The following is a 15,441-nucleotide window of genomic DNA, read 5'->3' on the forward strand; positions in this document are numbered from 1 at the left end:
TGCCTTAGCTGTAGGGGGAGTTGTACGGGGTGGGGGTGCGGCAGCACGCTAGCCGCGCGAGAAACGACAAAACGCCCATGCGGGGCGGGGGCCGGCGATCTTAGGGTGCGCTTAAGGGAGGGATGGGGGCCGATTAAAGATCGCGTACGGGGCGGGCGAACCGGCGCGCGGACTGCGTCAATGTGGTGGCGCCGTTCGTCGACTCGGCCAGTCAGGCGATGTTCCCGAGGAAGTAGCTCTCCCCGGCCGGCGTCACGCCGTCCGGCCCGGGCGGCTCGGTCCCGGGGCGCGCTTGCGGCCGCGCACCGCGGTCCCCCGGTGGCCCCGGCGCCCCTCCGCCGGGCGGCGGGCGTCCAGCTGTATCCAGATGCGGACCTCCGTGCCGCCGAGGACCGAGCTGCCGATGCGGACGTCGCCGCCCGTCGACTCGGCGAGGCGGCGCACGATGTCGAGGCCGAGACCCGTGGAGCCGTCCTCGCCGGAGCCCGCGCCCCTGGCGAGCGCGGCCTCCGGGTCGGCGATGCCGGGGCCCGCGTCGGAGACGAGCACGATCACGGCGTCCTCGCCGCTGTGCACGTCCACCGAGAAGGCGGTGCCTTCGCCCGTGTGCCGGAAGACGTTGCCGAGCAACGCGTCGAGGGCGGCGACCAGTTCGGCGCGGGCCACCGGGATGCGGACCGGCCGCTCGACACCCGCCACCCGCACCTCGCGCCCCTCGTCCTCGGCGAGCGCCGACCAGAACGCCATCCGCTCCCTGATCACCTCGGCGGCGTCGCAGCCCGCGCCGGGTCCGACCGTCGCGGTCTGCGGCTTCGCGTCGCGCGCGGTGCGGATGATGGTGTCGACCTCGCGCTCCAGCGTCTCGACCGCCGTGCGGGTCTGCTCCGCGGCGGGCCCCTCGCCGAGCGAGGCCGCGTTCAGCCGCAGGACGGTCAACGGCGTCCGCAGGCGGTGCGACAGGTCGGCCGCCAACTCCCGCTCATTGGCGAGGAGTCGCACCACCTGGTCCGCCATCGAGTTGAACGCCACCGCGGCGAGCCGCAGCTCCTTCGGCCCCTCCTCCGGCACCCGCGCGCCCAGCTTCCCCTCACCGAGGTCGTGTGCGGCGCCCACCAGCCGCTTGGCGGGCTGGACCATGCGTACGCCGAGCCGGTCCGCGACCGCCACCGAGCCGATGACGAGCGCGATGCCGACGCCCGCGAGCACCAGCCACGCCGTGGCCACGCCATTGCTGACCTCGGCCTCGGGGACGTAGATCTCCACGACCGCCGTGCCCGAGCTGAGCGCGGTCGGCTGCAGCACCACGAAGCCGCCGGGCACCCCGGTGGTCCTGGCCCGGCCCTCCTCGCGGGTCGCCGCCACGGCCCGCGCCCCGGCCCTCGGCTCGCCGACCTCGAAGGCGTCGGCGCCGTCCACGGCCGGCACGTACACGGCCATCCGGCCGTCGCCGCCCGCCTCGGACGAGGCGACGGCCCGGGTCAGCTCCTCGCGGTCGGTGGTGATGGAGAGCGTGGGGCCCATGCCCGCGCCGTGCCGTTCCGCGTTCGAGATGGCGCGGTCCCTGGCCATCTCCTTGACGACGAGGCCGAGCGGCACCGCGAACGCCACCACGACCATCGTCGTGACGGCCAGGCACACCTTGACGAGAGCCCACCTCACGGCGCGGGCTCCGCCGGCGGCGGCTCCAGCTTCACCCCGACCCCGCGCAGGGTGTGGAGATAGCGCGGCCGGGCGGCCGTCTCCCCCAACTTCCGCCGCAGCCACGACAGATGTACGTCGATGGTCTGGTCGTCGCCGTAACTCTGCTGCCAGACCTCGGCGAGCAGTTCCTTGCGCGGCACGACGACACCGGGCCGCCCGGCGAGGAAGGCGAGCAGGTCGAACTCGCGCCGGGTCAGGTCGAGGCGCGCCCCGTCCAGCTCGGCCTGGCGCCGCAGCGGGTCGATGGAGAGCCCGCCGACCCGGAGCACGCTGCCCGGCGCCGCCTCGCCGGCCGGGACGCGCGCGCGGCGCAGCACGGCGGCCATGCGTGCCGAGAGGTGCTCGACGGAGAACGGCTTGGTGAGGTAGTCGTCGGCGCCGTCGTTCAGGAGCCGCACGATCTCCGTCTCGTCGTCCCGCGCGGTCGCGATGATCACGGGGACGTCCGTGATGCCGCGGAGCATCTTCAGTGCCTCCGACCCGTCGAGGTCGGGCAGGCCGAGATCCAGGATCACCACGTCAAAGCGGAAATGGGCGACCTCGCGCAGCGCCTCCAGGGCCGTGCCGACGCTGCGCACGGTGTGCGACGCGTCGGTCAGATGCCGGATGAGGGCGGAGCGTACGAACTGGTCGTCCTCGACGACGAGCACACTTGCCATGGGCGGCACCGTACGCCATACGGAGGAACGCGGTCCCCCTCCCGGGTGACCGTGCCCCCGGGGGACAGCGGCGCGACGCGTGGTGCAGTATGGCCCGCGATGCGCAGAGGACTCGTACACGGAATCGCCTGGTCGCTCGCCACGGGCGCGGCGGTCACGCTGTCCTGGTGGGGCGTCCACACTGTGCTGGCGGGCACCGCCTACGACCCGCCGCGCGCCCTGCCGCTGGCCGGTGAGGACGGCGGCGCGGGCCGCGCGGAGCCGCTGGCGTCCTCGACGCACCGCCCCGAGTCGACACCGGCCGAGAAGCCCGAGAAGTCCCGGAAGCCCGAGAGATCACCGAAGCCGCCGACTGCCCCGAAATCCGCCGGACCGTCCAGGACACCCTCCGACGATCCTTCGGCCCCACCACCCACGAACTCCGGCACGGTGAAGAGCTACAGCACCGACGGCGGCCGGGTCGTCCTCGACCTCGGCAAGGACTCCGCGACGCTGGTCTCGGCGACGCCCGCGGCGGGCTGGTCGGTGCAGACGTGGAAGCAGGACAAGTGGATCCGGGTGGAGTTCACCGGGGGCGCGGCCCGCGTCTCGGTGTTCTGCACGTGGCACGACACGGCGCCGCGCGTGGAGATCGACAAGTCCTGAGCTTCGCGGACCCCGGAGGCGTCAGCGGAAGACCGATGGCGGCGGCGCCGGTGAGGCGACCGCGCCCGCGTCGGTGACGGCCGCCGCTCCGCCGCCGAAGTCCCGGAGTGCGCGCCCGTGTTCGACCCGGCCGGGGTGCGGGTCGCTCGCGCAGCGCCGGGTCAGCTCGGCGACCGGCAGCTCCCGGTCGGAGCCGAGCAGCACGGCGTTGCCGAAGCGTTTGCCGCGGAGCACGGCGGGGTCGGCGGCGAGGGCGAGTTCGGGGAAGAGGACGGCGGCGGTGGCGAGCTGGCCGCGCAGGTGTGCGAGCGGCGGGCCGTCGGCGAGGTTGGCGGTGTAGTACCCGCCGGGCTTCAGGACCCTGCGTATGTCGGTGAGGAATTCCGTGCTGGTGAGATGGGCGGGGGTGCGTGCCCCGCTGAAGACGTCGGCTATGACGAGGTCCGCCCAGCCGTCGGGGATCTTGGCGAGGCCTTCGCGGGCGTCGGTGCCGCGCACCCGTATGCGGCTCTGCGGGTCCAGCGGCAGCTCGCGGCGGACGAGCCGGACGAGGGCGGTGTCGCGCTCGACCACCTGCTGGGTGGAGCGGGGGCGGGTCGCGGCTATGTAGCGGGCGAGGGTGAAGGCGCCGCCGCCGAGATGCACGGCGTGCACGGGCTTGCCGGGCGGGGCGACGAGGTCGGCGATGTGGCCGATTCTGCGCTGGTACTCGAAGTCGAGGTACGCGGGGTCGTCGAGGTCGACGTGGGACTGCGGGGCGCCATCCACGAGCAGCGTCCAGGCGCGCGGCCTGTCCCGGTCCGGCATGAGTTCGGCGAGTCCGCCGTCCACCTTCTCGACGACGGCCTCCCGCGCTTCCCGGGCCCGCTTGTTCCTTGCCATCCGGCCATTATCGGCGTACGCGAACGGCACGGCCCGCCGGCGGTGCGCGGGGCGCCGGGGCCCTGCGGTGCGGTGTGGTGCGCTGTGGGCCGGCTCAGCGGCAGTTGTCGGCGGCCTCGATGGTGCGGGCGGCCTGGCCGAGCGCGGCCCGCAGGACGGCCGGGTCGGTAACGGGGTCGGTCTCGCCGCCCGGCGGGAGCAGCCAGCCGGTGCCCGCGACCGGCGGGTCGGGGACGACGGACCCGGCGGGCCCGCCCTGGCCCGGCTGCCCGGCCGCCGGGTGGGTGTACACGCTCATGCCGCGTCCGTACGTCTGGGTGCAGGCGCTGCCCGGCAGGTCCCAGCCGTCGGCGGTGCCCGGCGGCACGAGGAAGCCGAGCGTGGCGCAGCCGCCGTCGTGCAGCACGGGGCCGATGGTGTCGCCCGCGCCGCGGCGCAGGATGTCGACCGCTTCGAGGCCCTGCCTGGCCGGGACGGTGACCAGGTCGCAGCACTCGTCGTCGCAGGGCATCGAGCCGGGGGGCGGGGCGCTGCGGTCCTGGGTGGGCCGGTGTCGCGCCGTCGTCAGGGACGCCGGGGATGTGCCGTTCCCCTTACGGGAGTCGCCGTTCTCCATGCCGATCTCCAACAAGGAAACCCCTCCTCGCCAGTGCGGCAGCCGCCCGGCTCCCGCTCCTCATGGTTCAACGCGCGACGACGTCAACAGGCACTGCGGCACGCCGCCGCAAAGGATGGCATTTCATGGCGGATCCCGGATGAGATATCCGGTTTGTAGCCAAACCCCGCGTGGCGGACCCGTCACAGCCGGTACGTTCGTGCTCCGCCGGAACAGGGCAGGCCCGCGAGACCCAGCGCGCGGGCGCGGCGTCCAGTGCGCGAGCGTGTGCACCATCCGGCACGATCCGCACGAGAGGGTCCGGCCATGGCGTCGTCACCGATGGCATCGTCAACTCAGTCCCCACGACCGAACCTCGCATTCCGACAACTCCGCGGACAGCGCTCGCCGGGCGAGTTCGCCGCGGCCGTCCGGCGGTCCGCCCGTGAGATCGGCGAGCGCGTCAGCTGCGACGCCCGCTACATCGGGCGCGTGGAGGCGGGCGAGATCCGCTGTCCCAACTACGCCTACGAGCGCGTGTTCCTGCACATGTTCCCCGGCCGGTCCCTGACCGACCTGGGGTTCGCCCCCCGCGCCCTGGTGCGCGGCAGGGGGGCGCGCGCCGAACAACCGACCACGATCCAGTTGTACGAGTCCCATCCGTCCGGGTCCGACCCCCGCGCCTGCGATCCGTACGCGGTCCAGACCCACGAGGAGAGCGACGTGCAGCGTCGCGCGTTCATGACCGGTTCCACGGCCACCGTGGCCGCCGCCCTCGGCCCCATCGGCCTCACCCTGGGCGGTCCGGCGGAGGCGGCCGCCCTGCGCGGCCGCAGGGTCGGCGATGCCGAGGCCGGCGCGGTCGAGGAGGCCGTGCGCAAGATCAGGCTGCTCGACGACCGGCACGGCGCCGACGGGCTCTACCGGCGCGCGGCCGCCCCCCTGCGCACCGCCTACACCCTGCTCGACGCGGGGACCACCACCCGGCAGGCCACCTCGGACCGGCTGCACGCGGGCGCCGGTGAGCTGGCGATCTCGGTGGGCTGGCTGGCCCACGACTCGGGCCGCTTCGACGACGCCCGCTCGCACTACGCCGAGGCCCTGGCGACGGCCCGGGTCTCCGGGGACGACGCCCTGGAGGCGCACGCCTTCTGCAACACGGCCTTCCTCGCGCGGGACGCGGGGCGGCCCCGGGAGGCGGTGCGGGCGGCCCAGGCGGCCTCGCGCGCCGCCCGCCACCTCGGCTCGCACCGGCTGCTCTCGCTCATCGCGCTGCGGGAGGCGGGGGGCTGGGCGGGGCTCGGCGACCGCTCGGGCTGCGAGCAGGCGCTGGCCCGCGCCCACGGCCTCTTCGACCGCGGGGCCCGCGCGGAGGACCCGGAGTGGATGAGCTTCTACGGCCCCGCCGAGTTCGCGGGCCTGGAGGCGCAGTGCTGGTCGGCCCTCGGCGAGTGGGCGCGGGCCACCGGGCACGCCCGGCAGGCCGTGGACACCGCCTCCTCGCAGACCCCGCAGTTCACCCGGAACATCGCGCTCTACACCGCCGAGCTCGCCGACGACCTGGCCCGCGCGGGCCGCCCCGACGAGGCCGCGGCGGCGGGTCTCGAAGTCCTCGCGCTCCTGGGAGAGGTGCAGTCCTCACGCATCCAGTCGATGCTCGCCACGACGGCACGAGTCCTCCTGCCGCATCGCAGCACCTCAGGGGTGAGCGACTTCCTGGAGGGGCACGCCGCCCTGCCGCGCGTGGCCCAAGGCGCGGGGCACTAGGCCAGGTGACCGGTCTCGTTCCACGACTCGACGGCAGGCTCTCCGTAGGCCCAGCCGAGGACCGACAGGGACGTCGGGTTGAGGCGGATGCGGGCGGCGAACTCGATGCCGAGGCCCAGCCAGCGCGCGCCGATGACCCGCAGGATGTGGCCGTGCGCGAAGACCAGCACGTCGCGGTCGGCGCTCCTCGCCCATTCAACGACCTCGTCCGCGCGCGCGGAGACCTGCTCCAGCGTCTCGCCCTCGGGGACCCCGTCGCGCCAGATCAGCCAGCCGGGCCGGATCGCCTGGATGTCGGCGGGGGTCATGCCGTCGTACGCGCCGTAGTCGAACTCCATGAGCGCGTCCCAGGCGGTGGCGCGGTCCCCGAAGCCGGCGAGCTCGCAGGTCTCCCGCGCGCGGGAGAGCGGGCTGGTGCGCACCTCGACGTCCGGGAGGCCGTCGAAGGGCGCGCGGCGCAGCCGCTCGCCCAGGAGCTTGGCGCCGCGGCGGCCTTCTTCGAGGAGGGGGATGTCGGTCCTGCCGGTGTGTTTCCCGGACAGGGACCATTCCGTCTGTCCGTGCCGGGCCAGCAGGATGCGGGGGGCCATGGGGTCACTCCAAGTCGTACACATGTCGAATCCGGCCACGTGCGCCGATGACACTTTTGATGCTTTTCGCGGACAGGGCGCGCCTGCCCCTCCATCATCGCCCACCTGTGATCGAGCCCCCGCCGGGGTGGGCAACCCGGGCGCCGATCTCTGCGTCTTAGTCGGCCGGGGGATGCCTCGCCCGCCTTCGCGTACGCCGTAAAGTGAGGCGGCGGCAGACGCCGCGTGAACAAAGACATGGGGGACCTATCGGATGCCGAAGACCGACGTGCCGGGCATCACCGGCATATCCGGGCCCCGGCTGCGCTGGTGGACGGAGCTGCCGCTGATCGTCCTGGTGTACGCCGCGTACTCGGCGGGCCGGCTCATCGTCCGAGGCGATGTCTCCAGTGCCATCGACCACGGTGTGGGAATCCTGAAGGCCGAGCGGTTCCTCCGTATCGACGCGGAGACCCCGCTGAACCGTCTCTTCACCGACAACGCCTGGATCGGCGTCCCCGCCGACTTCTGGTACGCGTCACTGCACTACCTCGTCACGCCCGCCGTCCTGGTCTGGCTGTTCCGCAGCCGTGCCGTCCGCTACCGGGCCGCACGCGCGTGGCTGATGATCTCCACCATGATCGGCCTGATCGGCTTCACGCTCCTGCCGACCTGCCCGCCCCGGCTGCTGAGCAAGGGGTACGGCTTCGTCGACACCATGGCGCAGTACAGCAACTACGGCTGGTGGGGCGGCGAGGCGAGCGCGCCGCGCGGGCTCGGCGGGATGACGAACCAGTACGCGGCGATGCCCAGCCTGCACGTGGGGTGGGCGCTGTGGTGCGGCGTGATGCTGTGGCGGTGCGGGCGCACGCCGGTGACCAGGGTGGCCGCCGTCGCCTACCCCCTCATCACCACGATCGTGGTGATGGGCACCGCCAACCACTACCTCTTCGACGCGCTCGCGGGCGCCGCGGTGATGGGCGTCGGGCTGCTGCTCGTACGGCCCGTGCAGCGGCTCGCGGAGCCCGTGATGAACCGGTTGCGGACCCGCTTCCTGCCGTCCTCGGTGCCCTCGTCCGCCACAGAGTCCTCAATTGTCGGTGGTGGATGCCAGACTTCGACAGGTGAGCGAATTCCCCGACAGCGCAAGCAGAGTGTCGCCCCCGGCACCGAGTCGAGTGCCCGCCCCGCAGACGTCGGCCGACCCACCGACGCGGGGGAAGGCGCTGCGGCACCGGCTCGCTGAGCTGCGCGGCGCGGATCTTCCCGCGCGGCCGCTGGACGCCCGGGCGCTGGCCGCGCTCGCGGCCAACCCGGGGTGCGGACGGCGTGCGCTGCTGGACGGCGCGGGGGTGGACAAGGCGGCGCTCGCGGAGTCCCTCGGCTCTCCCTCGGGCTTCGGCCAGTCCCAGTTCGCGTTCATGCGGGGCAATGCCTTCGAGGCGCGGGTCAAGGCCGACGGCGGCGCGGAGCTGCTGCGCCTGACGCACGCGCGCGTGGGCGGCGGGGCCGAGCCGGTGCCCGGCGAGTCGGCCGTCCCCGACCTGTCGGCGGCGGGCCCCGAGGGCCGCGCCGCGCGGACCGCGCTCGCACTGCGGGAGGCCACCGGTGCGGGCGGCTGGACGCTCCTCGACCACCCCATGCTGGCCCTGGACGTCGCGGGGAGCCCCGCCTTCCTGGAGCCGGACGCGGTGGTGGTCCATCCGGACGGCAGCTGGACGGTCGTCGAGATCAAGTCCTTCCCGATGATCGACGGCTCGGCGGACGCGGCGAAGGTGGGCGCGGCCGCCCGCCAGTCCGCGGTGTACGCGCTGGCGCTGGAGCGGGTGGCGGAGCGCATGGAGCCGGCGCCCCGCGTCCGGCACGACGTCGTCCTCGTCTGCCCCAAGGACTTCTCGAACCTGCCGACGGCGTCCGCGGTCGACGTCCGCAAGCAGCTGTCGGTGACCCGGCGCCAGCTGGCCCGGCTGACCCGGGTCGAGGACATCGCGGCGGAGCTTCCGGAGGGCACGACCTTCGACGTGCGCCGTCCCGCGGACGAGCTGGCGGCGGCGGTCGAGGCGGTCCCCGCGGCGTACGCCCCGGAGTGCCTCGCCGCCTGCGAGCTGGCCTTCCACTGCCGGGAGCGGGCCCGTGAGCACGGCGAGGTGACGTCCCTCGGCCGCGCGATCCGCGGCGAGCTGGGCGGCCTGACGACCATCGGCGAGGTCCTGGCGGCGGCCGCGGGCTCGACCGGCGATCCGGACGACCCGGCGGTGGCGGCGCTGCGGAGGGCGGCGGGGTTGCGGGCCGAGGCGCTTTCTGGCGTGGGCGCGATTTCTGGCGTGGGCGCCTCGGGCGGTGCGGAATGCTGACCGTCGTCCCGTCGCCCGAAGGTCACCTCCCCACCCACCCACCCTTCACCCACCGACCGGCCCCGCCCCCACCGCGCGTCGGCGCCGCCGACCACAGCGGCGGCAGGGCCAACAGCAGCCGGCTGGCCTGTGCCGTGCCGGGCGACCGAGCCGCCAGCCCCCGCCGGACCGCCACCGAGCCCGACGGTCGGCCTACCGACGCACAGTCGGCCACTGCCGGGCCGGGCTGCCCGCCGGGTATGGCACACCCGGGCGTGCCCGCCGGCGGTAAGCCGGGCGGCGCCGAGCCCGACAAACGATCCCTGGTTGCTCGACCACGTGACGCCGGTCCTCGCCCTCGCGCTGAAGAGTCCGCCCACTCCCGGGCGGGTGGCGTCGGGGGCCCGTGGGTGGGGAGTTGGGGGCAGGCCGGTGGGGGGCTTGTGCGGATGGGGAAGGGGCCCTCGTGTCGTTGATTGATGGGCTTGCTCGGTTGGAGGCGGTCAAGGCGGGGCGGGCGCAGGTGCGGGCGACCGTTCGGCATCGGCATGTGTCTCAGCGGCCTCTCGTGCTCGTGCCGCTCATCACCGCCGGTGAGGCGGGCGCGCCGCTCGGCGCGCTCGTCGGGACGAAGCGCACCTCGCCCCGCCTGCTGGTCGTGCCGCAGCCCCGCGACCGCGACCTCCGCTTCGCGTTCCTCGCGCAGCTCGCGGAGATCGTTCTGCCGTACGTGGACGCGTTCGCGCAGGACGTCGAGACCGCCGAGCGCAACGAAACCGACCCCGAGACCGGCAAGCGCGTCAAGGTCGAGGTGGAGCTCTGCACGGACGCGCCGCAGCTGATCGTGCCGAGCCGCGCGGGCATCGAGTTCGTAAGGCTCCTCGGCCGCTCCATGCGGTTCCGGCGCACCGCCGAGCAGGACCCCGACGCGCCCTACCCCGCCCCGCCCCGCGTCCCCCTCCTCGGCCGCTGGCTGACGCACTTCGGGGAGCGGGCCCGTGTCCCCGGGTCGTCTCTGCTCGTCGCCATGACCGAGCTGCTGTCCCGGCACTGGGCGACGGGTCAGTCCAGCCTGGAGGACCAGCACCTGGGCGCCCTGCTCGCCTGGATCGAGGCCCCGGAGGGCACCTCGGGCGCCGAGGCCGCGCTCCGCGCCGAGCTGGCCCGGGACCGGGACGGCCAGCTGTTGTGTCCGCCCGCGGGCCCGGCCACCGACCCGGCGTTCGACAATGACCTGCTGGCCCCCGCCATCGAGCGCTACGACCGCGCGCGCACCGCCCTGGCCGCCGCCGAGGACGGTGTCGAGGCGGACGAGCGGCTGGCGCTCCTGACCGCCGCCGAGCGGGAGATCCACGCCCTGATCGACAGCAGGACGCGGCCCACCTGGGACGCCGTGTGGCGCGGCCTCGACGCCCTGTGCACGCTCCCCGAGGCGGCGCACGCCGCCGACCGGTGGACCCGCGACCGCTGGTCGTTCACCGGCCACCGCGACAGGGTGGCGGCGGGCGAGCCGCCGCAGCCGCGCGTCGACGACGCGGTCACCGCGGCGAACAAACTGGCGACCCGCGAGCGCGAACAGGCCCGCCTGGACGCCCAGGAGGCCCTCGACGACCCGCTGGTGATGGCCGGCCGCCGGCTCGCGGGCGAGGCCTTCGTCGGCGAGGTGACGGAGGTCGTCATGGCGTACAGCGAGGGGAAGAGCCCGCGGCCGCGCCCCCTGATCACCGTCCGCACGGACGACCAGCCGCACCTCGGCGAGCGCACGAAGGTGTACCGCGCCCTCGGCGGCAAGCCGCAGACCGCGGAGTTCGTGGGGTACGAGGCGTACGAGAGGGAGAGCGGCACGGCGGCCGTCGTGCTGCGCATCACCGACAAGATGGGGCGCGGCAAGGAGCCCGAGCCGGGATCCGTCCCCGAGAAGGGCGACCGGATCTGCTGGACGCTCTTCGAGCACGAGCAGCGCGGCGGCCCCAAGCTGCCCGACCCGGAAGCCACCCCGTGGACCCACGGCGGCCCGCCGTCGGGCGCCGCGGAGAGTCCTGACCCCGTGACCGCGGAGGACACCCTGTGATGCAGCTCGCCCCGCCCGCGGGCGGCACGTTCGACCCCGGCGCCGAGGCCGCGCGCGCCACGGAGGCGATCCTCCACGACACGCTGCACGGCACGCACCGCGGCGTCGTGGTCGACTCCCCGCCCGGTGCGGGAAAGTCGACCCTCGTGGTCCGCGCGGCCCGCGAACTGGCTGCGGCGGGCCGCCCCCTCATGGTGATCGCGCAGACGAACGCGCAGGTGGACGACCTGGTCCTGCGCCTCGCCGAGAAGGACCCCGAGCTGCCGGTCGGCCGGCTGCACAGCAGCGACCCCGATCCGTACGACAAGGCCCTCGACGACCTCGCGAACGTCCGCACGTCGACGAAGGCGGGCGACCTGGCGGGCCTCGACATCGTCATCTCGACGGCCGCGAAGTGGGCACACGTCAAGGCCGACCAGCTCGACGCGCCGTGGGGCCACGCCATCGTCGACGAGGCCTATCAGATGCGCTCGGACGCGTTGCTCGCCGTGGCGGGGCTCTTCGAGCGGGCGCTGTTCGTGGGCGACCCGGGGCAGTTGGACCCGTTCTCCATCGTCGGCGCCGAGCAGTGGGCCGGCCTTTCGTACGACCCCTCGGCGTCCGCCGTGTCGACGCTGCTCGCCCACAATCCCGAGCTGCCGCAGCACCGCCTGCCGGTGTCGTGGCGGCTGCCGGCCTCGGCGGCGCCCCTCGTCTCGGACGCGTTCTACCCGTACACGCCCTTCCGCAGCGGTACGGGGCACGGGGACCGTGTGCTCAACTTCGGGGTGCCGTCGGACGGTTCGGCCCCCGACCGGGTGATCGACGAGGCGGCGGAGTCGGGCTGGGGCCTGCTGGAGCTGCCCGCGCGGAACACGCCGCGTACGGATCCGGAGGCCGTCCGCGCGTTGGCGCAGGTCGTGCGCCGCCTGCTGGACCGCGGCGGCGCGGCAACCTCCGAGCGCGGCCCTGATCCCACGCCGCTCACCGCCGACCGGATCGCCGTCGGCACCGCCCACCGCGACCAGGCGGCAACGGTGCGGGCCGCCCTCGCGGACCTCGGCGTCCTGGACGTCACGGTGGACACGGCGAATCGCCTCCAGGGCCGGGAGTACGACGTGACGGTCGTCCTGCACCCGCTCTCCGGGCGTCCGGACGCCACGGCCTTCCACCTGGAGACGGGGCGCCTCTGCGTTCTGGCGTCCCGTCACCGGCACGCCTGCATCGTCGTCTGCCGCGCGGGCGTCAGCGCCCTGCTCGACGACCATCCGTCGACGGAGCCGGTCCAGCTGGGCGTCACGGTGAAGTTCCCCGACGGCTGGGAGGCAAATCACGCGGTCCTGGCCCGCCTCTCCGAACACAGGGTGACTTGGCGCCCCTGATGGGGGCCCGTCAGGGGCGCGAGGAACTGCGCGAGCAACCACAAACCAGCCGCAGACGCACCTGCCGAAAACCCCGCAGACGCGTCTGCGGCCCGCCGCGAGCTGAGCGCGCAGCTCCCCGCGCCCCTGTAGAGCACCCGGCGGCCCACTTGCGCGGCAAGGGAGAATGGGAGTCGGCCGGCACCGGACGGACGGCGCGCACCGTACGAGGAGGAAACAACCATGGCGGAGCCCGAGCGGCCCCGGACCGAACAGCGCACCGAACAGCGCATGCGCCCCGCGCCCCTGCTCTTCGAGCCCGCGGAGGCCACGGCCGACCCCGAGCACTTCTTCGACCTGGAGTCGATCGAGGACCCGCGCGAGCTCCTCGACCGCGCCACCGAGCTGACGCACGCGTTCCGCGCCGCGACGGACCGGTCCATCGAGTTCCAGGCCATGGCGGCCGCCCAGCTCGCCGACCCGCGCCGCTTCGACCGGCTGACGCCCGCGCTGATCGCGGAGCGCGCGGAGTGGACCGAGGACTACGCGAAGAAGATGGTGGAGTACGGCCGTGACCTGATGCGGGGCGGTGCGGACAAGCACTAGCCCGGCGACGGAGCCGGAGTCGGAGCAGCCCGCGCTCACGATCTTCTGGCATATGCCCAGCGGGGCAAGGTACTCCCCCGCCCCCCTCCCCGTCCCCTTTTCCGGCAACTCTCGGGAACGGGGCTTCCGTGTTCTGTAGATGTAGCTGGCATGAGCAGCCCCTCGCCCAGCCACGACGTCTGGGACGTCACCGCGGAGGGAGCCGCCTGGCTCGCCTCGGCCGAGACGTATCCGCGCAGCGCTCTCGCCCTCTGGCGGAGCAGGCCCGACGCCCCCGCCGTGCTTCCCTGCGGTTCCGCTTTCGACGTGGTGAGTGTCCCCGCGGTCTTCGGTCGCCGGATGCTCGACCGCCTGTGGGGGGAGGGCCCCGGCTCGGGGCCGGTCGCCGCGCACCGCGGCCGCGTCCTGCTCTTCGCATCCCCCGGCACCGCGCAGCGCCTGCCCGCCCTCCTGGAGTGGGAGGAGTGGGGCCCCGCCGTCCCGCCCGTGCTCTGTCACGGCACGGGCGACGCGGTCACCGTGCCGCCGCTCGTGGCGGGCGGGGAGGTCGGCGGGCGCCTCGGATCGCGCTGGCTGGTGGCCCCCGGCACCCGCCACCCGTGGCTCCCGGGACCCGAGGTGTTCCTCTGGGCCTGCGTACGGGCGGCCAGGTCGGCGGCCTCCCCCGCCGTCCGCTTATCGATTTTTCCTCGCGGCGATCAGGGTGCTAAGGTCTACGACGTCAGCAGGCGCCGCTAGCTCAGTTGGTTAGAGCAGCTGACTCTTAATCAGCGGGTCCGGGGTTCGAGTCCCTGGCGGCGCACAGACGGTGAGAAGCCCCTCGCGGAAGCGAGGGGCTTCTTGCGTGTATGGCCGGCGACCTGCGCCGCCTCAGCCCGTGGTGACCTCCACCGTCCATGCCCCCGAAGCCGTCCGCCCCGCCACCTCCACGCGCACGTCGTGGCCGGGCACCGTGAAGCTCTCGCCGGCCCGTACCGGCGCGTCCGCCAGCTGCGGGTAGACCGAGTCGCCCCAGCAGGACTCGGACTCCGGATGGGCGTCGACGACCTCGACGGGGCCGCTGCCCGACGCCGTCCCGTTCTGTACTTCGTAGAGGAGCACTCCCTCCGTGCACGTGGCGTGGTCGTTGCCCACGGGGCCGCGCGCCTCCAGGGCGAGCACCGCGTCCCGGCCCGTGCGGATCACGGCGAGCCGGGTGCCGCCGAGGGCGCCGGGCGCCGGGGCCGCCGACAGCGGGTCCAGGGTCAGCCGCTCAGTGCCCGCGCCCACGCACCGCACCTGCCGCGACTCCAGCCAGCCCAGCTTCCACTTGTGCCAGCCGAAGAGGTCGGGGGCGAGTCCGAACTGGCTGCCCATGACGTCCCAGTCGCCGACGTGGGTGTCCCAGTCGCCCTTGCCGTCGGTGGGCCGGTGGTACAGGTCGGGCAGGTCGAAGACGTGGCCGGTCTCGTGGGCCAGGACGTTGCGGTCGGGCGGATGCCGTTCGAAGACGGTGACGATGCGGCGGATGTCCGTGCCGTCGGCCCGCATCGGCCGGTCGAAGTTGACCACCTTCGTGGCGTCCGAGTCGACGCCGGGCGCGTCCGGGTCGGCGACGAGGTACACGATGTCGTACCGCGAGAAGTCCACGTGCGGATCGGCGGCGGCCACCGCGTCCCGCAGATAGGCGGCGCGGCGCTTGGGGTTCCAGTCGCGCTGTATGGCGTACGAAAGGGAGTCGTCCGGCATCCGGACCCACTGGCGCAGCGGGTGCGGGACCAGCGTGAACTTGCCGTACGAGGCGCGTTCGAAGAACCGGCTGGTGGCCGGGAAGTGGTCGGCGGCCAGTTCGTCGGGCGTGGTCAGCGGCGGGGAGTCCGGGAAGGACAGGAACACCATCGCCGCGTTCAGGGTCCTGGACGGGCGCGGATAGGCGGTGTTCCAGGTGTCGAGGCCCTCCGAGTGGTGCGCGGCGGTGCGGCGCAGGGCGCACGGCCCCGCGGTGGACTCGGCGGTCGCGGGGCCCGCGACCAGTGAGGTGGCGGCCAGAGCGGTCAGTGAGGTGATGAGGGCGGCGGTGCTGCGCAGGCGGGATTTCTCCCCTCCACGGGTGAGTCCCCAAGGGGGGAGCTGACGCGGCACGTCGACCTCCGGGTGCGGAATGCGGGACACCCCACCCACCTTGTGACGCTTTGTTGACCTCTGCCCTGTTTGTCTGGCCCTTCCGAGTGAGGACGAGGCGAGGGGGCGACACCCCGACCGCTCACGGAACGTCACAAGCGATCGGGTCGCAA

At 74.0% G+C, this 15,441-nt stretch carries 14 protein-coding genes and 1 tRNA gene; 9 read left to right on the top strand and 6 right to left on the bottom strand.

The window, feature by feature from the left end; translation table 11 throughout:
• Nucleotides 1-252 precede the first annotated feature (252 nt).
• On the bottom strand, nucleotides 253-1,659 hold the full coding sequence (locus ACZ7LU_RS35920; RefSeq protein ID WP_398298020.1) for a sensor histidine kinase: 1,407 nt from the start codon (nucleotides 1,657-1,659) through the stop codon (nucleotides 253-255).
• A complete protein-coding gene (locus tag ACZ7LU_RS35925; protein ID WP_468082822.1) occupies nucleotides 1,656-2,360 on the bottom strand; it encodes a response regulator transcription factor in 705 nt (234 codons plus the stop codon). The genes ACZ7LU_RS35920 and ACZ7LU_RS35925 overlap by 4 nt, the downstream gene beginning before the upstream one ends.
• Before the next feature lie 99 nt (nucleotides 2,361-2,459).
• On the opposite strand from ACZ7LU_RS35925, the gene ACZ7LU_RS35930 reads away from it, so the two are divergent.
• Complete coding sequence (locus ACZ7LU_RS35930; RefSeq protein WP_471919148.1) at nucleotides 2,460-3,005, top strand: hypothetical protein; 546 nt, start codon at nucleotides 2,460-2,462, stop codon at nucleotides 3,003-3,005.
• 21 nt (nucleotides 3,006-3,026) lie between these two features.
• On the opposite strand, the gene ACZ7LU_RS35935 is transcribed toward ACZ7LU_RS35930, so the two are convergent.
• The gene (locus tag ACZ7LU_RS35935; RefSeq protein WP_471919149.1) at nucleotides 3,027-3,887 is read right to left on the bottom strand and encodes a spermidine synthase; all 861 of its coding nucleotides are present in this window, start codon (nucleotides 3,885-3,887) and stop codon (nucleotides 3,027-3,029) included.
• 94 nt (nucleotides 3,888-3,981) lie between these two features.
• Nucleotides 3,982-4,503: a hypothetical protein gene (locus ACZ7LU_RS35940; protein ID WP_468560470.1), complete on the bottom strand. Its 522-nt coding sequence runs from the start codon at nucleotides 4,501-4,503 to the stop codon at nucleotides 3,982-3,984.
• Nucleotides 4,504-4,809: 306 nt separating this feature from the next.
• Between ACZ7LU_RS35940 and ACZ7LU_RS35945 the strand changes: the two genes are divergently transcribed.
• Complete coding sequence (locus ACZ7LU_RS35945; RefSeq protein ID WP_468082817.1) at nucleotides 4,810-6,249, top strand: tetratricopeptide repeat protein; 1,440 nt, start codon at nucleotides 4,810-4,812, stop codon at nucleotides 6,247-6,249.
• On the opposite strand, the gene ACZ7LU_RS35950 is transcribed toward ACZ7LU_RS35945, so the two are convergent.
• Nucleotides 6,246-6,839 carry a histidine phosphatase family protein gene (locus tag ACZ7LU_RS35950; protein ID WP_398298032.1) on the bottom strand — a complete coding sequence of 198 codons (594 nt, stop codon included), beginning with the start codon at nucleotides 6,837-6,839 and terminating at the stop codon, nucleotides 6,246-6,248. The genes ACZ7LU_RS35945 and ACZ7LU_RS35950 overlap by 4 nt on opposite strands.
• Before the next feature lie 253 nt (nucleotides 6,840-7,092).
• Between ACZ7LU_RS35950 and ACZ7LU_RS35955 the strand changes: the two genes are divergently transcribed.
• From ACZ7LU_RS35955 to ACZ7LU_RS35985, 7 genes are all read left to right on the top strand, one after another.
• The gene (locus ACZ7LU_RS35955; protein ID WP_468082816.1) at nucleotides 7,093-8,064 is read left to right on the top strand and encodes a phosphatase PAP2 family protein; all 972 of its coding nucleotides are present in this window, start codon (nucleotides 7,093-7,095) and stop codon (nucleotides 8,062-8,064) included.
• Nucleotides 7,997-9,172, top strand: a complete 1,176-nt coding sequence (locus ACZ7LU_RS35960; protein WP_471919150.1) for a hypothetical protein — start codon at nucleotides 7,997-7,999, stop codon at nucleotides 9,170-9,172. The genes ACZ7LU_RS35955 and ACZ7LU_RS35960 overlap by 68 nt, the downstream gene beginning before the upstream one ends.
• Before the next feature lie 445 nt (nucleotides 9,173-9,617).
• On the top strand, nucleotides 9,618-11,222 hold the full coding sequence (locus ACZ7LU_RS35965) for a hypothetical protein (RefSeq protein ID WP_471919151.1): 1,605 nt from the start codon (nucleotides 9,618-9,620) through the stop codon (nucleotides 11,220-11,222).
• Nucleotides 11,222-12,583 (top strand): AAA domain-containing protein, encoded by a 1,362-nt coding sequence (locus tag ACZ7LU_RS35970; RefSeq protein ID WP_471919152.1) that lies wholly within the window; start codon nucleotides 11,222-11,224, stop codon nucleotides 12,581-12,583. Before ACZ7LU_RS35965 ends, ACZ7LU_RS35970 begins: the two co-directional genes overlap by 1 nt.
• 222 nt (nucleotides 12,584-12,805) lie before the next feature.
• The gene (locus ACZ7LU_RS35975) at nucleotides 12,806-13,168 is read left to right on the top strand and encodes a hypothetical protein (protein WP_398298042.1); all 363 of its coding nucleotides are present in this window, start codon (nucleotides 12,806-12,808) and stop codon (nucleotides 13,166-13,168) included.
• Nucleotides 13,169-13,318: 150 nt separating this feature from the next.
• Nucleotides 13,319-13,906 carry a bifunctional DNA primase/polymerase gene (locus ACZ7LU_RS35980; RefSeq protein ID WP_471919153.1) on the top strand — a complete coding sequence of 196 codons (588 nt, stop codon included), beginning with the start codon at nucleotides 13,319-13,321 and terminating at the stop codon, nucleotides 13,904-13,906.
• Nucleotides 13,897-13,970: transfer RNA gene (locus tag ACZ7LU_RS35985), tRNA-Lys, on the top strand. Before ACZ7LU_RS35980 ends, ACZ7LU_RS35985 begins: the two co-directional genes overlap by 10 nt.
• Before the next feature lie 68 nt (nucleotides 13,971-14,038).
• Here ACZ7LU_RS35985 and ACZ7LU_RS35990 read toward each other — a convergent pair.
• Nucleotides 14,039-15,319: a M6 family metalloprotease domain-containing protein gene (locus tag ACZ7LU_RS35990; protein ID WP_471919154.1), complete on the bottom strand. Its 1,281-nt coding sequence runs from the start codon at nucleotides 15,317-15,319 to the stop codon at nucleotides 14,039-14,041.
• Between the last annotated feature and the right edge of the window lie 122 nt (nucleotides 15,320-15,441).

It is taken from the genome of Streptomyces sp. NPDC039462, assembly GCF_055639375.1.

Coding starts and splice junctions, on each gene's coding strand:
- ACZ7LU_RS35980 (WP_471919153.1), top strand. CDS start 13,319: ATGAGCAGCCCCTCGCCCAGCCACGACGTCTGGGACGTCACCGCGGAG.
- ACZ7LU_RS35975 (WP_398298042.1), top strand. CDS start 12,806: ATGGCGGAGCCCGAGCGGCCCCGGACCGAACAGCGCACCGAACAGCGC.
- ACZ7LU_RS35950 (WP_398298032.1), bottom strand. CDS start 6,839: ATGGCCCCCCGCATCCTGCTGGCCCGGCACGGACAGACGGAATGGTCC.
- ACZ7LU_RS35935 (WP_471919149.1), bottom strand. CDS start 3,887: ATGGCAAGGAACAAGCGGGCCCGGGAAGCGCGGGAGGCCGTCGTCGAG.
- ACZ7LU_RS35955 (WP_468082816.1), top strand. CDS start 7,093: ATGCCGAAGACCGACGTGCCGGGCATCACCGGCATATCCGGGCCCCGG.
- ACZ7LU_RS35970 (WP_471919152.1), top strand. CDS start 11,222: ATGCAGCTCGCCCCGCCCGCGGGCGGCACGTTCGACCCCGGCGCCGAG.
- ACZ7LU_RS35940 (WP_468560470.1), bottom strand. CDS start 4,503: ATGGAGAACGGCGACTCCCGTAAGGGGAACGGCACATCCCCGGCGTCC.
- ACZ7LU_RS35925 (WP_468082822.1), bottom strand. CDS start 2,360: ATGGCAAGTGTGCTCGTCGTCGAGGACGACCAGTTCGTACGCTCCGCC.
- ACZ7LU_RS35930 (WP_471919148.1), top strand. CDS start 2,460: ATGCGCAGAGGACTCGTACACGGAATCGCCTGGTCGCTCGCCACGGGC.
- ACZ7LU_RS35945 (WP_468082817.1), top strand. CDS start 4,810: ATGGCGTCGTCACCGATGGCATCGTCAACTCAGTCCCCACGACCGAAC.